Origin of the sequence: Sphingomonas sp. SORGH_AS_0438, from assembly GCF_031453475.1 — a bacterium.
Lineage (GTDB): Bacteria > Pseudomonadota > Alphaproteobacteria > Sphingomonadales > Sphingomonadaceae > Sphingomonas.
In genome coordinates this window covers 1,808,995-1,825,095 of record NZ_JAVIZS010000001.1, presented here as the reverse complement: position 1 = coordinate 1,825,095, position 16,101 = coordinate 1,808,995, and the positions used below count along the sequence as shown (strand labels likewise).

Here is a 16,101-nt window from a genome sequence, read left to right as displayed (position 1 = left end):
ACGGATGGCGTGAAGATCGTCACCTACAACGTCAACGGCATCAAGGCGCGGCTACCGCGCGTGCTCGAATATTTGACCGAAGATCAGCCGGATGTGGTCTGCCTTCAGGAGCTGAAGTCGGCCGATGAGGGCTTTCCCGCCGCCGAGATCGAGGCGGCCGGCTATGGTGCGGTCTGGCATGGGCAGAAGGCGTGGAACGGCGTCGCGGTGCTCGCGCGCGGCCAGCAGCCGGTGGAACGCCAGCGCGGCCTGGCCGGTGAGGCGGAGGACGAGCAGAGCCGCTATCTGGAATGCGAGGTCGGCGGCGTGATCGTCGCCTCGCTCTACCTGCCCAATGGCAATCCGCAGCCCGGCCCGAAATTCGACTATAAATTGCGCTGGATGGAACGGCTGGCGGCGCGCGCGCGCGATCTGCTGGCGGAGGAGCGGCCGGCGGTGCTGGCGGGTGATTATAATGTCATCCCGAATGACGACGACACCTATTCCGTGCCCGCCATGGCCAGCGACGCGCTGATGCAGCCGGAAAGCCGGGCGGCCTATCGCCGATTGCTGGCGCAGGGCTGGACCGATTCCCTGCGCACCCGCGCGCCCAAGGGCGGCGTCTGGACCTTTTGGGACTATCAGGCCGGATCGTGGCAGCGCGATGCCGGGTTCCGCATCGATCATCTGCTGCTCAGCCCGCAGGCCGCCGACCGGCTGGTCGATGCCGGCGTCGACAAGAGCTATCGCGGGCGCGACAAGGCGAGCGATCACGCCCCCACCTGGGTTCGACTCCGCTGAACCGGCACCTTGCCGGGCTGGGGCTGGGCCTCCTGGCACTGCCCGCCGCCGCCTGGGGACAGGATGCGCCGCGCTTCTGCCCGACCCGCCCGTCGCTGGAGGGGTCGGCCTGCACGACCGAGCCGGGGCGGGTCCATGTCGAATTCTCCGTCGCCGACTGGGAGCGCGACGACCAGCCCGACAGCCGCACCGACACCTGGCTGGGGGCGGACTTCGTCGCGCGGCTCGGCGTCGGTCCGTCGACCGAGGTGCAACTGGGCTGGTCGCCGGTCGGCTATGTCCGCGAGCGCGACAAGACCGACGACAGCGTGACCAGGCAGTTGCGGTCGGGCGACATGCGCCTGGCGGTGCGGCAGAATGTCCGCAACCCGGACGGCAAGGGACTGTCCTTCGGCGCGGAGCCCTTCGTCACGCTGCCGGTCGGGCGATCGCCGGTCGGGGCCGGGACCTGGGGGGCGGGGCTGGTGCTGCCGGTCACCTATGACTTGACCGACGCGCTCAATATCGGCGTCACCGGCGAGGCGGACGCGCGGCCGAACGAGGATGGCGACGGCCGGCACTTCCGCGCCAGCGGCGTGGTGGCGGCATCGATCGAACTGACCGAGCGATTGAACGCGACGATCGAGGCGGAATGGCTTCGCGACCGCGATCCGGTCGATCCGTCCAGCCAGGCCTTGGCGGGGCTGGGCCTGCAATGGGAGCTGACGCCAACCCGCGCGCTTTACGGCGAGGCGGTGGCCGGTCTGAACCACCAGTCGCCCGACATGCATCTTTACATGGGCATGGCCGCGCTTTTCTGACCGTCTGGCGGGATGCGCCGAAACATGGTGCGTTCCGCTGCGCCGGCTTGGCGAATTGTACAGGCGCGCTTCCAGAAATGGCGGAAAACCGTCACTCCAGTGTTTGGCATGAGTAATGCACTAACACAGTTGCCGCCGGGGAATGATCCACAGGGGCGGCAGGGAGACGATACCATGTTCAGCCTGATCCTCGCCGCCGCCATTGCCGCCGCCGCCAGCCCGTCGCCCGCCGCGCCGATGCCGGACATCGCCAACGCCCGCCTGTCCTCCGCGCCGGTCCTCCCCGCATCCAAATGGGCGCCGCCGCATGATCGCCAGCGCGTCATCGATGCGCTGCGCCGCCCGCTGAGCGAGCAGATGACCGGCGCCAAGGGCCCCTATTATTGCTTCCTCGACGATATCAGCAAGAAGGGCGAGACCCGCCGCGTCTGCCGCAAGCGCGCGGACTGGAACCGCCTCGGCCTCGAACCCGTGCTGTGAGAAACGTCGGTGGCGGTCGGCCGGTCCCGACCGCCACGCCGGCGGCGACGCGTCAGAGCGTCTTGCCGTAGACGTTGTAGACCTTGTTGACGCGGCTCTGGATCGTCTCGGCGATCGAGCGCATCCCCTGATTATCCTCCAGGATCCAGCCGATCTCGCCCCGGCTCGCGGCGTAATGCGTCACCGAGGCGCGGCGGATATATTCGATCATCATGAAGGCCAGCTGGCTGGCCATGCGCGACGATTGCAGCTCCTTGACCACGCCCATCAGCGGCACGCGCATCGTCCGCACCTTGGGCTTGCGCAGCCACAGCAGCAGCTTGGCCCAGCCAAACGGCAGCAGCGAGCCATGAAGGGGCGCGATCGCCTCGTTCAGGTCGGGCAGGGTGATCATGAAGGCCACCGGCTTGCCGTCCAGTTCGGCGATGCGGATCAGGTCGTTGAAGACGATCGGCTTCAGCTTGACGCCGACATCCCTGATCTCGGGTGGGGTGAGGGGGACGAAGCCCCAATTGTCCGACCATGCGTCGTTGAGGATGCCCAGGATGATCGCGGCTTCCTCGTCGAACTTCGCCTTGTTGACCTCGCGCACCCGGATGCGGGGATTGGCCTCGCCCGACTTGATGATGCGCTGGACGATCTTGGGAAATTCCTGCGTGATGTCGAGCTCATAGGTCATGAGCTGCTTGACCACGCCGTACCCGGCCGCTTCGATCCAGCCGCGATATTCGGGGCGGGCATGGCCCATCATGATCGTCGGCGGATGGTCGAACCCCTCGACCAGCACGCCCGGTTCCTCCCAGACCGACTGCGAGATCGGGCCGAGCGCGCGGGTCATGCCCTGGGCGCGCAGCCAGTCCTCCGCCTTGGCGAGCAGCGCCTGGAACACGTCCTGCCGCTCGGCATCCATCAGCCCCCATTGGCCGACGCCGGGGCCGAAACCCTGCTCGGCCGGCATGGTCAGCGCCAGCGTGTCGATATGCGCGGAGATGCGACCGACCACGCGGCCATTCTCCTCCGCCAGGAACAGCTGCGCCTTGGCATGGCTGTACCAGCCATTCTTCGCCGGAGTGAGCAGGCCCAGTGCTTCGCCCTTCAGCGGCGGCACCCAATTGGGATCATCCCGGTAGAGGCGAAACGGAAAGTCCACGAAGGTCTGGCGGTCGCGCTTCGTCTCAACGGGTCTGATCGTGATCGTCATCAATGGTCCTCCGGCCGTCTGGCCAGTAAACGGCGGAGGCGATCATGGCGAGTGAGGATTCCGTAATCTGCTCCGGCTGGGAAAGCCACGCTGTCGCCATTATCTAAGAGCAATGGATCATGCCATGAACAGCATCACGCTCGATCGTGCCGGCTCGCCCAGTCGTGCGAAAACCATCCGCGTCGCCGACGACAAGGCGATGCTGCGCGCGGCCGCCGAACTGACCCGCACCCATTCGCAGGCCAAGCCCAGCATCTATTGGGGCGACCTGATCGCCTCGGCCGTGCTGGGCTATGGTGCGTTGGTCGTCGCGATCCTCTCGACCTCGACGGCTCTGACGATCGGCGCGGGCGTGGTGGCCATGCTCGGCCTGTATCGCGCGATGAGCTTCATCCACGAAGTGTCGCACATGAAGCATAGCGTCCTGCCAGGCTTCCGGGCGGGCTGGAACGCGCTGGTTGGCGTGCCGATGCTCATCCCGTCCTTCATGTATGAGGGCGTGCACAATCTCCACCATGCCAAGACGCGCTACGGCACGGTCGAGGACCCGGAATATCTGCCGCTGGCATTGATGAAGCCATGGACACTGCCGCTGTTCGTCATCGTCTCGGCGCTGGCACCCGTGGCCTTGCTGGTGCGGTTCGCGATCCTGTCGCCGCTGTCGCTGCTGTCGCCCGCGCTGCGTCGGGTGGTAGTGGAGCGCTATTCGGCACTGGCGATCAATCCGCAGTTCCGCCGCCGGATGCCGGAGGGTGACGCGCTGCGGCTGTGGAACCGGGTCGAGACCTTCGCCAGCCTGTGGGCGATCGGCCTGATCGCGCTGGCGGCGACGGGCGTGCTGTCGCTGCGCAGCTTCGCGATCATCCTGGCGGTCGCCTCGGCGGTCGCGGTGCTCAACCAAGTCCGCACGCTGGTGGCGCATCTCTGGGAGAATGAGGGCGAGCCGATGAGCGTGACCGCGCAGTATCTGGACAGCGTCAACGTGCCGCCGCCCTCGCTGTTGCCGGCGCTCTGGGCACCGGTCGGCTTGCGCTATCACGCGCTCCACCATCTGCTGCCGAGCGTGCCCTATCATGCGCTGGGCGCGGCGCATCGCGAACTGACCGTGATGGTCGATGCGGACTCGCCCTATCACAAGGCGAGCTACAAGGGGCTGCCGGGTCTGGTCGCCAAGATCAGCCGCAGCACCATGGTCCGCCGTTGAGCCGAACGGCGCGCTACTTCGCGTAGCGCGCCTTCAGGACCTGATAGCAGGCACGCAGGCCGAAGGCGTCGCCGCCCTTGGGCCGGCCGGGTTTCGCCGCGGGCCGCCAGGCGAAGACGTCCATATGCGCCCAGGCCGTATCCTTCGGCACGAAGCGACGCAGGAACAGGGCGGCGGTGACCGCGCCGGCAAAGCCGCCATCGGGCGCGTTCACCATATCCGCCACGTCCGATTTCAGCATGTCGTCATAGCCGTCCCATAGCGGCAGCCGCCACAGGGGATCGCCCAGCGCCGTGCCGGCGTCGAGTAGCGCCGTCGCCAGCGCCTCGTCATCGGTGAACAGCGGCGGCAGGTCCGGGCCGAGCGCGACCCGCGCGGCCCCGGTGAGGGTCGCGAAATCGAGGATCAGTTCGGGCTTCTCCTCGCCGGCGCGGGTCAGCGCGTCGCCCAGGATCAACCGCCCCTCGGCATCGGTATTGGTATTCTCCACCGTCAGGCCGGCCCGGCTGCGCAGCACGTCGCCGGGGCGGAAGGCATCGCCCGAGACCGCATTCTCGACCGCGGGAATCAGCAGATGCAGGCGGACGGGCAGGGCGGCGGCCATCACCAGCTCGGCCAGCGCCAGGGCATGGGCGGCGCCCCCCATGTCCTTTTTCATCAACCGCATCCCGGCCGATGGCTTGAGGTCGAGCCCGCCGGTGTCGAAGCAGACACCCTTGCCGACGATCGCCAGTCGCGGTGCGGCGGGATCGCCCCATTGAAGTTCGATCAGCCGTGGCGCCCGGTCGTGGGCGGCGGCACGGCCGACCGCGTGGATCATCGGATAGCCTTGCGCGATCTCGTCACCGCGCCGCACGGTGAGCACGGCACCGTGACGCTTGGCGAGCGCCTCCGCCTCCGCCTCAAGGTCCGCAGGGCCGAGATCGCCGGCCGGCGTATTGACCAGATCGCGGACCCAGGCGGTGGCGGCGGCCACCCGCAGCGTTTCGGCATGTCCATCGACATCCTGGGTCAGCAGGATGCGCGGCCCTTCGCCCTGCGCCGGGCGATAGCGATCGAAGCGATATTGCCCCAGCAGCCAGCCGAGCGGATCGCCGTTCCCCCAGGTGATGCGATAGGTGCCCGCCGGCAGGTTTTCCGCCAGACGGGCGAGCGACCATGGCCCCGCTTCGGCAGGAGGCACGGCAACGACCCGCCAGTTCGGGCCGTCCCCGGTCACGATCGCATGGCTGCCGGGCTTGCCGGTGAAGCGCTGGGCGGCGAGTTGCGCGCGCGTGGCGGCGGACTGGTCGCCCAGCCAGGTCTCGTGATCCTCGGCGGCGATCACCTCGATCGCATGGGCGGGTTGGCCCTGGTCGGGCAGCAGCAGGTCGTCAAAGCGGTTCATGCCGGCAACCAACCAGATGCGGCGGGATCGCGCAACCGCACGTTCCACCCCCGGAACGTTCGCCCAGTGACATACGTTATCGCAATACTGGGAGTTTCCAACGCTTTAGGAGCTAAGCGCCATGTTGTGGACGATCGTCGTCATTCTTGTCATCCTGTGGCTGCTCGGCTTCAGTCTCCAGATCGCGGGCGGGCTGATCCATATCCTGCTCGTCATCGCGCTGATCGTAGGCCTGGTCCAGCTGTTCACCGGCCGCCGCGTCTAGCGGCTGCCACGCTGGTGGGGCTTATCGCCCCATCAGCGTGCGACCGATCAGCATCGCCTGTTCCGCGCCCGAGGCGGGAACGATTTCGGCCGACCGGTCGGCGATCCGGCCCCAGGCGGCGGCGACACCCTCGGGCGTAAGATCGTCGCCTTCCAGAACGACACCGGGTGTCAGCGTGATATGCGCGGTCTGCACCACGCCCGCACCGGCACTGACGATCTGGTTGGTCGGTGCCTCCTTCGAAACGAGATAAAGCGCCGCCGGCACGATCTTCTCCGGTGCGAACAGGTCGAACAGTTCAGCCGGGAACAGGCCCTCGGTCATGCGCGTGCCGGCGGTCGGTGCGAGTGTGTTGACGCGGATATCGTTCTTCGTCCCTTCGATCGCCAGCGTTCGGGTCAGGCCGGCGATGCCGAGCTTGGCGGCGCCGTAATTGGCCTGTCCGAAATTGCCGAACAGCCCGCTCGACGACGAGGTCATGAGGACCCGTCCGTAATTCTGCGCTCGGAAGATGTCCCAGCACGCCTTGGTGACGAAGGCCGAGCCGAGCAGGTGAACGCGCACCACGAACTCGAAATCGGCGGGCGTCATCTTGGCGAAGCTCTTGTCGCGCAGGACACCGGCATTGTTGATGAGGACATGGACGCCGCCCCACCGGTCGCAGGCCCGCGCGACCATCGACGCCATCTGGTCCGCGTCGGCGACGCTGCCGCCATCGGCCATCGCCTCGCCCCCGGCGGCCACGATCTCCGCCACCACGGCGGCGGCCGCATCGGACTGGCCGGTGCCGTCCGACCCGCCGCCCAGGTCATTGACGACCACCTTGGCGCCGCGACGCGCCAGTTCGAGCGCATAGGCACGGCCCAGGCCTCCGCCCGCCCCCGTGACGATGGCAACCTGATCGTCGAACCGAATGGACATGGAAAAGGGCGCTCCCGCATCGTGGAGCGCCCTTTCTAGAAGCCGGGGAGCAGCGGTGGCAACCGCTGCGCCCAATCGATCGCCCTGATCTTACTTGCCGCCCCGCTGGCGGCATTTGTCATACTGACCCTTCTTGCAGATCGGGTAGCTGGCAAGCGGGGCCGGTGCCGGGAAGGCCTGCGACGGTGCGACCGACGGCACCACGCCACCGTTCACGGTCGCGCCCGGAGGGGCGGCAGGACCGGCGGGCTGATAGCCGCCGACCGGATCACCGGTGCTCATGCCGCCGGGAGCGGCCGTCGGTGTGGCGGGCGGCGTCGCGCCCGGGGGCGGGGTCTGCTGCTGCATCGCCGGATCGGCGGGCATGGCCGGGTCGGCAGGGGCGGCCGGATCAGCTGGCGGGGTCTGCGCCGCTGGGTCCTGCATCGGGGCCTGGGTCTGGGGGGCGGCCTGCATATCCTGCGCCATCACCGGCGCGGCGATCATCGCCGTGGCGGCGAGAAGAAAGAACTTCATCGGGATTTCTCCTGCGATTGCGAGCGCGAAAAACGTTCGCGTCGCCCCCTAACGTCCCGCTACGGACTTGGTTTCGCAAGCGAACCGGGTGGCGGCTCCGACCGGATACCCGCCACCCGCTCCCTTATTCAGTCGTAGCGGCGCAGGATGCCCGCCAGCTTGCCCTGGATCCGCACCTGCTGCGGGGCGTAGCGCTGGGGATCATAGGCGCGATTGGCCGGGTCGAGCCGCACCATCGCACCCTCCCGCCGGAAATATTTCAGCGTCGCCTCCACATCCTCGATCAGCGCGACGACGATCTCGCCATCGCGGGCGATCTCCTGCCGGCGGACCAGCGCGTAGTCGCCATCGAGGATGCCGGCCTCGACCATCGAGTCACCGGCCACTTCCAGCGCATAATGATCGCCGGTGCCGAGCAGGGCGGCGGGGACCGACAACATCGTCGATCCCTCGAACGCCTCGATCGGCACGCCGGCCGCGATCCGGCCGTGCAGGGGGATCTCGACCACGTCATTGGCGGGGGCGGCGGGCGTCGCCTTGGCCGCCGGCGTCGGCGCAGCGGCGGAAGTTTCCACCTTCTCCGGCCGTTCCGGCATCCGCAGCACTTCCAGCGCGCGGGCCCGGTTGGGCAGACGGCGGATGAAATTGCGCTCTTCCAGCGCGGAAATCAGCCGGTGCACGCCCGATTTTGACTTGAGGTCGAGCGCGTCCTTCATCTCCTCGAAGGACGGAGAAACACCCGTCTCCGCAAGGCGATCGTTAATGAAACAGATCAGTTCGTGCTGCTTGCGCGTGAGCATGGCTCTCTCCGTCCGGAACAGACACGGAACCGATACGGAACAATTTGCTTGCGGTCAAGCGATGACGAGGATTTCCGCCGATTCGCCCGCTCTGGCGGCAGGCGCATGCGCGGGACGCAGGATCAGGCAGGTCGATCGGGCCAGGGTCAGCAGCATCGAACTGTCCTGGATCGTCGAGGCATAGGCACGCCCATCCTCCAGCCGCGCCCGCAGATAATCGGTGCGGCCGCCATTGGCGGGCAGGTCCTCGCCGAGCAACGCATGGGTCGTGACGGGCAGCGGATCGGCCGCTCCGGCGAGATGCGCGATCAGCGGCCGGACGAACAGGGTCGCGGTGACGAAGGCGGAGACGGGATTGCCCGGCAGCCCCAGCACCAGCGCCTGACTCAGACGCCCCGCCATCATCGGCTTGCCGGGGCGAAGCGCGATGCGCCAGAAATCGATTTCACCGCCCGCCGCTAGCAGCGCCGGCCGCACCAGGTCATGGTCGCCCACCGATGCGCCGCCGGTCGTCACCAGCAGGTCGGCCTCGACCGATCGGAACGCCTCGGTCAGCACGTCCAGCCGGTCGGGCAGGATGCCGAGATCGACGATCTCGACCGGCAGGTCGGCCAGCATCGCCGCCAGCATCGCCCCGTTCGATTCCGGCAGCTGCGCGCCACTGATCGGCCCGCCCGCCGGCACCAGCTCGTCGCCCGTCGCCGCCAGCGCGACGCGGACCGCGCGCCGCACGGGCAGGCGGCCCTGGCCCCCGGTCGCCGCCACCGCGATCCGCGCCGGGGTCAGCCGCTCGCCCGCCGCGATCAGCCGGTCGCCGTCATGGAAGTCGAGCCCGCGCGCGCGGACGTTGCGGCCACGATGCGCCGGACCTTCGCCACCCAGCATCAGGCGCTCGCCCTGGCGCGCCGCCTCTTCCTGCACCAGCACCGTGTCGGCGCCATCGGGCAGGGCGGCGCCGGTGAAGATGCGCACCGCCTCGCCCGCCGCGACCGTCCCGGCGAAGGGGCGGCCGGCCGCGCTTTCGCCGGTCACGCGCCAGGGGCCGGGCAGGTCGGCGAAGCGGATCGCATAGCCGTCCATCGCCGACAGGTCGGCCACCGGCTGCGTCCGGCGCGCGGCGATATCGGCCGCGGCCCAGCGGCCGGCGGCCTGCCGGATCGGCAGCGTCTCCGTCGAGACGGGGTCGGCCAGCGCGAACAGCCGCGCCTGCGCTTCGGCGACGGGGACCAGCGTCATGCCAGCGTCCAGTCGCCGGACTTGCCACCGGATTTGGCGACGACGCGCAAGCCCTCGATCACCATCGCCTTGTCGACCGCCTTGACCATGTCATAGACGGTGAGCAACGCGACCGAGGCGGCGGTCAGCGCCTCCATCTCCACGCCGGTCTGGCCTTGCGTCTTGCAGGTCGCGCGGACCGTCACGCCGCTGTCGGTCACCGCCAGATCGATCGCGACCCGGCTGAGCGGCAGGGGGTGGCAGAGGGGGATCAGGTCGGCGGTCCGCTTCGCTGCCATGATCCCGGCGACCCGCGCCACCGCCAGCACGTCGCCCTTCCTGGCCGAGGCGTCGCGAACCAGCGCCAGCGCCTCGGACGACAGGCGGATATGTCCCTCCGCCACCGCTTCGCGCGCGGTTGCCGGCTTGTCGCCGACATCGACCATGCGCGCCGCGCCCTGGTCGTCGAGATGGGTGAGGCCGGTCATGCCACCAGCGCGCGCGTCGCCGCCTCCACATCGTCCTGCCGCATCAGCGATTCGCCGATCAGGAAGCAGTGGACGCCGTGTTCCGCCATCGCGTCGAGATCGGCGCGGCTGTTCAGGCCGCTTTCGGCGACGAAGGTGCAGTCGGCCGGGGCCAGGGCCTTTAACCGGTAGGAGCGGGATACGTCGACCGAGAAGTCGCGCAGGTCGCGATTGTTGCAGCCGATCAGCCGCGAGCGGAGGCGGAGCGCCCGCTCCAGTCCGGCCTCGTCATGCACCTCGACCAGGCAGTCCATGCCCAGCTCCATCGCCGCCGCCTCGATCTCGGCGAGCTGGCCATCGTCCAGCGCCGCGACGATCAGCAGGATCGCGTCCGCGCCGATCGCCCGCGATTCGGCGGCCTGCCAGGGATCGGCCATGAAGTCCTTGCGGATCACCGGCAGCGTCACCGCCGCCCGCGCCGCGATCAGATACGCGTCGGCGCCCTGGAAGAAATGCTCGTCGGTCAGCACCGACAGGCAGGCGGCACCGGCCGCCTGATAGGCGCGGGCATGGGCCGGCGCGTCGAAATCGGCGCGGATCAGGCCCTTGGACGGGCTGGCCTTCTTCACCTCGGCGATCAGCGCATGACCCGGCTTCGCGTCGAGCGCGGCGCGGAAGCCGCGCGGGGGTTCGGCGGCGGCGATCCGCGCGGCGAGATCGGCATCGCTGGTGCGCGCCTTGCGGGCGGCGATCTCGCCGCGCTTATGCGCCATGATCGTGTCGAGGATGGTCATGAATAGGCGATCCAGGCAGTCAGGAGACGATGCGCCGCGCCGCTGTCGAGCGCCTCGGTGGCGATCGGCACGGCATCGGCCAGGGTGGCGGCCCGCTCGGCCAGCACCAGGGCGGCCGCCGCATTGAGCAGCACCGCGTCACGATAGGGGCCGGCCTCGCCGTGCAACAGGGCGTTCAGCGCCGCGGCGTTGTGGCGCGCGTCGCCGCCCCGGATCGAGTCGATCGGATGGCGGGTCAGGCCGGCATCCTCCGGCGTGACGCGGGCGGGCATGGATGCGCGGCCGACCGATACCATGATGCTGGCGCCGGCTCCCGACAGTTCGTCCAGCCCTTCCTCACCCGAGACGACCAGCGCCGCCTCGGTGCCGAGCTGTTCCAGCGCCTCCGCATAGAGGGTGGCGTAATCGGGCCGGGCGATGCCGATCAGCTGGCGGCTGACATGCGCCGGATTGGCGAGCGGGCCCATCAGGTTGAAGATGGTGCGCCGGCCGATCCGGCGGCGGATCGGCGTGATCCGCGCCATCGCCGGGTGATGATTGGCGGCGAAGAGGAAGCAGATGCCGAGATCGGCCAGGCTGTGCTCGGCGGTCGCGCCGGCCACCGCCATGTCGAGGCCCAGCGCCTCCAGCGTATCCGCCGCGCCCGCCTTGGACGAGGCCGCCCGGTTGCCATGCTTGGCGACGGGCACGCCGCAGGCCGCGACGACCAACGCCACCGCCGTCGAGACGTTGAGCGTATGATGGCCATCGCCGCCGGTGCCGCACACGTCGATCGCGCCAGGCGGCGCGTCGATCGGGATCAGCCGCTGGCGCAGCGCGCGCGCCGCCTCGGCGATCTCGATCGAGGTTTCGCCGCGTTCGGCGAGCGCGGTCAGGAACCAGGCGACCTGCTCGTCATCGGCGCGACCGTCGAGCAGGTCGGCAAAGGCCAGCGCCGCGCTCTCGCGTGCCAGCGGGCTGGCGGGGTCGGGCAGCAGGGCGGTGCTGGTCATGCCGCCGTCACCCGGTCCTCGTCCACCGCGATGCCGGCGTCGCGCAGGAAATTGGCGAGCATCGCATGACCATGTTCGGTGGCGATACTCTCCGGATGGAACTGCACGCCGTGGATCGGCAGGTCGCGGTGGCGGAAGCCCATCACCACGCCGTCCTCGGCGCGGGCATTGACCGACAGCGACTCGGGAATGTCGTTGACGATCAGCGAGTGATAGCGCGTCGCGGTGAAGGGCGAGGGGAGGCCGGCGAACAGCCCGGTGCCGTCGTGCAGCACCGGCGACGTCTTGCCGTGCATCAGCCCGCCGCGCTCCACCCGGCCGCCGAAATGCTGGCCGATCGCCTGATGGCCCAGGCACACGCCGAGCAGCGGCCGCCGTTCGGCGGCGCACGCCTCGACCAGGTCGAGGGACACGCCCGCCTCATTGGGGGTGCAGGGACCGGGCGAGATCAGGAACGCTTCCGCTCCCGAGGACAGCGCCTGGCCTGCGGAGATGGCGTCGTTGCGCACCACCTCCACCACCGTCCCCAGCTCTTGGAGATAATGGACCAGGTTCCAGGTGAAGCTGTCGTAATTGTCGACGACGAGGATCATGAGCGCTGCCATAGCGGCCATACACATTCCCGCAAACCCACGGGAGCTATGTGGGGTGGCAATCGTTCTATCCCGGCCTCAAGGAGTCGCGTGCATGTCCCGCCTGAACCCAAGTCTGTTCCTTTCCCTCGCGGCCGGTGCGCTGACGCTGTTGCCCACCGTCGCGCAAGCGCAGGCGGCCGAGGGCAAGCCGCCGCAGCGCGTGCGCAGCGTCACCCTCCAGGGAAATCAGGCCTGTCCGACCTCGACCGGCGACGAGATCGTCGTCTGCACGCACAATGACGAGCCGTATCGCATCCCCAAGGGGCTGCGCGACAGCGGCCCGATCGCGGCGCAGAACCAGAGCTGGGTGAACCGCGCCGCGCAGATCGACGATGTCAGCCGCACGGCCGGTGGCCTGCCCGACACCTGTTCGCCGGTCGGCTCCGGCGGCCAGACCGGCTGTTCGATGATGTGGAACCGCAACTGGGCCGCCGAGCGCCGCGCGATCCAGCAGCAGGAGCAGGCCGGCCGCTGAACCCGATCGACCGGGACGGCGATCCGTTCCGGTCAGCCCGGCATCCGGGCGGCGACGAAGTCGGTCAGCGCCCCGAACGTCTCCAGCATGTCGCCATCGACCTCGTCATCCTCGATTAGGATGCCGAGCCGGTCCTCCAGCTCGGTCAGCACGCCGGCCACCGCCATCGAGTCGAGCTCGGGCAGTGCGCCGAACAGCGGCGTGTCCGCGTCGAACGCGGCGACCCGCTCCGCCGACAGGCCCAGAGTGTCGCCCAGCACCTGCCGCACCGCTTGATCGGCCGTCTGCTTCGTCGCCACGCCGTCCTTCTCCCCGTTCCATCTTCGAATGGGGTCGCATTAGGCGGCGGGGGTGAAATCGGCAACGGCCCCGCGCTATGAGGGTGACGTGACCGACCTCGACCCGATCGCCCGTCCGCTGGACCATCTGCCCGCCCGCGGCGCACCCGATGCTCCCGCCCTGACCGACCGGGCGGGGACGCTGAGCTTCCGCGAACTGGACGATGCCGTCGGTGCGCTCGCGGCCTGGCTGGCGGCGCGCGCGGGGCCCGGCGACCGGGTGGCGAGCTGGCTGCCCAAGACCCGGATCGCCTGCATCCTGCCACTGGCGGCGGCGCGGGCGGGGCTGGTGCATGTGCCGGTCAATCCGGCGCTGCGGCGGGCGCAGGTGGCGCATATCCTGGCCGATAGCGGCGCGACGTTGTTGATCAGCCAGCCCGCGCGGCTCGCCACGCTGGCCCCCGAAGACCTGCCGCCGGCGATGGGCACGGCCGTGGAGGCGGATTGCCCGATGGACGGATCAGGCCTGAGCGCATCTCTCGCGGACCCGGCGGCGCTGGCGGCGATCCTCTACACCTCCGGCTCGACCGGGCGGCCCAAGGGGGTGATGCTGTCCCACGCCAATCTGTGGCTGGGGGCCATCTCGGTCGCCCATTATCTGCGCCTGACCCCGGCCGACCGGGTGCTGGCGGTGCTGCCCCTGTCGTTCGACTATGGCCAGAACCAGTTGCTGTCGAGCTGGGCCGCGGGAGCGAGCGTCGTGCCGCTCGACTATCTGGCGGCACGCGACGTGGTGAAGGCAGTCGCCCGTTTCGACGCGACGACGCTGGCCGGGGTACCGCCGCTCTGGGTGCAGCTTCTGGAGGCGGACTGGCCAAAGGAGACGGCGGCGAGCCTGCGGCGGCTGACCAATTCGGGTGGCGCCCTGACCCCGCGCATGGTGCGTGCGCTGCGCGATCGTTTCCCCCGGGCCGACCTCTATCCCATGTACGGCCTGACCGAGGCATTCCGCTCCACCTATCTCGACCCAGCGCTGGTCGACGCACATCCCGACTCGATCGGCCGCGCCATTCCCTTCGCCGCCGTCGCGCCGGTCCGAACGGATGGTCGTCGCGCCGCCCCCGGCGAGCCGGGCGAGCTGGTCCATGCCGGGCCGCTGGTCGCGCAAGGCTATTGGCAGGATGCGGAGCGGACCGCGCATCGCTTCCGCCCGGCGCCGTCCTGGCTGGGCGAGGGGATGGCGGTCTGGTCGGGCGACACGGTGGTCGAGGATGCGGAGGGGCTGCTGCGCTTCGTCGGTCGCGATGACGAGATGATCAAGGTCGCCGGCAACCGCGTCAGCCCGCAGGAGGTGGAGGAGGCGATCCTGTCCGGCGGCGAGGCACTGGAGGCGGTGGCGGTCGGCGTTCGCGACGACCGGCTGGGCCAGGCGATCGTCGCGATGGTGGCGGGCGACGCGGCGCGGGAGGCAGGGTTGCGCACCCGGTTGCGCGCGGAATTGCCCAGCTTCCTCCAGCCGCAGTATTATCGCTGGTTCGCGGAACTGCCGCGCAACGCCAATGGCAAGCTCGACCGCGCCGCCCTCCGCCGGCTCGCGACGGAATAGGCGGCGCGGCCGGTCGGTCAGGCCGGCACCATCCGATGCCGCCGCCGCAGCGTGACGCCGGTCAGCGCGAAGCCCATCAGCATCATCGCCCAGGTCGACGGCTCCGGGGCCGAGGCGACGAACGCGTCGACGGCCCGGCGCGCACGATCCGGCGCGTCGGCGAACACGCCGTCCACCCCGGCCCGGAGGAAGGCGAGGAACTCGGCCTGGTCGTCGCCATAGGCATTGGCGCCGCCGCCCGTGCGCAGGTTCGTCGGCAGAAAGGTGTTTTCGGGGCGGAAGGTATAGGGCACCACCTCCAGCCCGGCGCGATGGGCGTCGGCGATCACCGAGGTCGGGCTGGTCAGCGCGCCGCTGCTGTCGCGGGGGATCAGCACATTCTTCTCCGGGCTCAGCACATCGGCATAGGCGCGCATCGCGGTCAGCCCGGTTTCGGTCAGCAGGTCGCCATAGGTGCGCCGGTCGCCTGCCAGCACGAAGTCATAGGGGCGGGCCCCGCGCGAGGTCATGAGCTGGACCAGCCGGACATCGGTCATCTGGTTCAGCTCGATCAGGTTCGCGACCTCGAACGACTGGATCAGCACGCGCGCATCGGCGCCGTCATAGCCATTGGCCTTCAGCATCGCGACCAGCGGCTCCTCCAGCGACAAACCGACTCGGTCGAAATAGCTGGGATGCTTGGTTTCCGGGATGATGCCGATCGCGCGGCCGGTCTCCGCCTCCTTGCGCTTCACCAGGTCGATCACCTCCTGCAGGGTAGGCACCTCGAACTGGCCGTCATAGCGCGCGCTGCCCGGACGCGTGCCGGGAATGCGCTCCTCGGCGCGCAGCGTCTTGAGTTCGGCGAGCGTGAAATCCTCGGTGAACCAGCCGGTCACGCGATATCCGTCGATCGTCTTGGTGGTGCGGCGGGAGGCGAATTCGGGGCGGCTGGCGACATCGGTGGTGCCGCCGATCTCATTCTCGTGCCGGGCGACGAGGATGCCGTCCTTGGTCGAGACCAGGTCCGGCTCGACATAGTCGGCGCCCTGGTCGATCGCCAGTTCATAGGAGGCGAGCGTGTGTTCGGGGCGATAGGCGCTGGCGCCGCGATGGCCATAGACGGTCGGCGTCCTGGCGGCCCGGGCGGCATCGATCGCGGTCAGGCCGAGCAGCATCGGTGCGGCGAGAAGGACGGTGGCGAAACGGAACGGACGTGGCATGGATGATCTCCCTGTCACCACCGGATCGTTCGTCGCCCGGCGGCGATCATGGTTAATCACCATTTCGGTGAGATTCGCGTGAC

Annotated in this window: 19 protein-coding genes; 7 read left to right on the top strand and 12 right to left on the bottom strand. The window is 69.3% G+C overall.

The window, feature by feature from the left end; translation table 11 throughout:
• Nucleotides 1-9 precede the first annotated feature (9 nt).
• From xth to QE452_RS08420, 3 genes are all read left to right on the top strand, one after another.
• Entirely contained in the window at nucleotides 10-780 is a 771-nt protein-coding gene (xth, locus tag QE452_RS08430; RefSeq protein WP_309658689.1) for an exodeoxyribonuclease III, read from the top strand.
• A complete protein-coding gene (locus tag QE452_RS08425) occupies nucleotides 762-1,580 on the top strand; it encodes a transporter (protein ID WP_309730526.1) in 819 nt (272 codons plus the stop codon). The genes xth and QE452_RS08425 overlap by 19 nt, the downstream gene beginning before the upstream one ends.
• A 174-nt stretch (nucleotides 1,581-1,754) precedes the next feature.
• Nucleotides 1,755-2,060 carry a hypothetical protein gene (locus QE452_RS08420; RefSeq protein WP_309658690.1) on the top strand — a complete coding sequence of 102 codons (306 nt, stop codon included), beginning with the start codon at nucleotides 1,755-1,757 and terminating at the stop codon, nucleotides 2,058-2,060.
• Between the two features lie 52 nt (nucleotides 2,061-2,112).
• Here QE452_RS08420 and QE452_RS08415 read toward each other — a convergent pair whose 3' ends face one another.
• Nucleotides 2,113-3,261 (bottom strand): N-acetyltransferase, encoded by a 1,149-nt coding sequence (locus QE452_RS08415; RefSeq protein ID WP_309658691.1) that lies wholly within the window; start codon nucleotides 3,259-3,261, stop codon nucleotides 2,113-2,115.
• A 124-nt stretch (nucleotides 3,262-3,385) separates the two neighbouring features.
• Here QE452_RS08415 and QE452_RS08410 point away from each other — a divergent pair, with 124 nt between their 5' ends.
• Nucleotides 3,386-4,465: a fatty acid desaturase gene (locus QE452_RS08410; RefSeq protein WP_309658692.1), complete on the top strand. Its 1,080-nt coding sequence runs from the start codon at nucleotides 3,386-3,388 to the stop codon at nucleotides 4,463-4,465.
• A 13-nt stretch (nucleotides 4,466-4,478) separates the two neighbouring features.
• Here the strand turns inward: QE452_RS08410 and QE452_RS08405 are convergent, their stop codons facing one another.
• Entirely contained in the window at nucleotides 4,479-5,852 is a 1,374-nt protein-coding gene (locus tag QE452_RS08405; protein WP_309658693.1) for a leucyl aminopeptidase family protein, read from the bottom strand.
• A 121-nt stretch (nucleotides 5,853-5,973) separates the two neighbouring features.
• On the opposite strand from QE452_RS08405, the gene QE452_RS08400 reads away from it, so the two are divergent.
• Nucleotides 5,974-6,117 (top strand): lmo0937 family membrane protein, encoded by a 144-nt coding sequence (locus QE452_RS08400; RefSeq protein WP_309658694.1) that lies wholly within the window; start codon nucleotides 5,974-5,976, stop codon nucleotides 6,115-6,117.
• A gap of 21 nt (nucleotides 6,118-6,138) precedes the next feature.
• Here QE452_RS08400 and QE452_RS08395 read toward each other — a convergent pair whose 3' ends face one another.
• The 8 genes from QE452_RS08395 to QE452_RS08360 form a co-directional block, all read right to left on the bottom strand.
• A complete protein-coding gene (locus QE452_RS08395; RefSeq protein ID WP_309658695.1) occupies nucleotides 6,139-7,038 on the bottom strand; it encodes an SDR family NAD(P)-dependent oxidoreductase in 900 nt (299 codons plus the stop codon).
• Nucleotides 7,039-7,128: 90 nt separating this feature from the next.
• A complete protein-coding gene (locus QE452_RS08390) occupies nucleotides 7,129-7,554 on the bottom strand; it encodes a hypothetical protein (protein WP_309658696.1) in 426 nt (141 codons plus the stop codon).
• A gap of 128 nt (nucleotides 7,555-7,682) precedes the next feature.
• On the bottom strand, nucleotides 7,683-8,354 hold the full coding sequence (gene lexA / locus QE452_RS08385; protein ID WP_125995334.1) for a transcriptional repressor LexA: 672 nt from the start codon (nucleotides 8,352-8,354) through the stop codon (nucleotides 7,683-7,685).
• Nucleotides 8,355-8,408: 54 nt separating this feature from the next.
• On the bottom strand, nucleotides 8,409-9,590 hold the full coding sequence (locus QE452_RS08380; protein ID WP_309658697.1) for a molybdopterin molybdotransferase MoeA: 1,182 nt from the start codon (nucleotides 9,588-9,590) through the stop codon (nucleotides 8,409-8,411).
• Nucleotides 9,587-10,057, bottom strand: coding sequence for a cyclic pyranopterin monophosphate synthase MoaC (gene moaC, locus QE452_RS08375; protein WP_309658698.1), 471 nt, complete (start codon nucleotides 10,055-10,057; stop codon nucleotides 9,587-9,589). Before moaC ends, QE452_RS08380 begins: the two co-directional genes overlap by 4 nt.
• Nucleotides 10,054-10,830, bottom strand: coding sequence for an indole-3-glycerol phosphate synthase TrpC (gene trpC, locus QE452_RS08370; RefSeq protein WP_309658699.1), 777 nt, complete (start codon nucleotides 10,828-10,830; stop codon nucleotides 10,054-10,056). The genes moaC and trpC overlap by 4 nt, the downstream gene beginning before the upstream one ends.
• Nucleotides 10,827-11,822 (bottom strand): anthranilate phosphoribosyltransferase, encoded by a 996-nt coding sequence (gene trpD, locus QE452_RS08365; RefSeq protein WP_309658700.1) that lies wholly within the window; start codon nucleotides 11,820-11,822, stop codon nucleotides 10,827-10,829. Before trpD ends, trpC begins: the two co-directional genes overlap by 4 nt.
• Nucleotides 11,819-12,415: an aminodeoxychorismate/anthranilate synthase component II gene (locus tag QE452_RS08360; protein WP_309658701.1), complete on the bottom strand. Its 597-nt coding sequence runs from the start codon at nucleotides 12,413-12,415 to the stop codon at nucleotides 11,819-11,821. Before QE452_RS08360 ends, trpD begins: the two co-directional genes overlap by 4 nt.
• A 94-nt stretch (nucleotides 12,416-12,509) precedes the next feature.
• On the opposite strand from QE452_RS08360, the gene QE452_RS08355 reads away from it, so the two are divergent.
• Nucleotides 12,510-12,932, top strand: a complete 423-nt coding sequence (locus QE452_RS08355; RefSeq protein ID WP_309658702.1) for a hypothetical protein — start codon at nucleotides 12,510-12,512, stop codon at nucleotides 12,930-12,932.
• A 32-nt stretch (nucleotides 12,933-12,964) separates the two neighbouring features.
• Here QE452_RS08355 and QE452_RS08350 read toward each other — a convergent pair whose 3' ends face one another.
• Nucleotides 12,965-13,231 (bottom strand): acyl carrier protein, encoded by a 267-nt coding sequence (locus QE452_RS08350; protein ID WP_241214931.1) that lies wholly within the window; start codon nucleotides 13,229-13,231, stop codon nucleotides 12,965-12,967.
• An 88-nt stretch (nucleotides 13,232-13,319) separates the two neighbouring features.
• Between QE452_RS08350 and QE452_RS08345 the strand changes: the two genes are divergently transcribed.
• Nucleotides 13,320-14,816: an AMP-binding protein gene (locus QE452_RS08345; protein ID WP_309658703.1), complete on the top strand. Its 1,497-nt coding sequence runs from the start codon at nucleotides 13,320-13,322 to the stop codon at nucleotides 14,814-14,816.
• 17 nt (nucleotides 14,817-14,833) lie between these two features.
• On the opposite strand, the gene QE452_RS08340 is transcribed toward QE452_RS08345, so the two are convergent.
• Entirely contained in the window at nucleotides 14,834-16,018 is a 1,185-nt protein-coding gene (locus tag QE452_RS08340; RefSeq protein WP_309658704.1) for a glycerophosphodiester phosphodiesterase family protein, read from the bottom strand.
• Nucleotides 16,019-16,101: the final 83 nt, after the last annotated feature.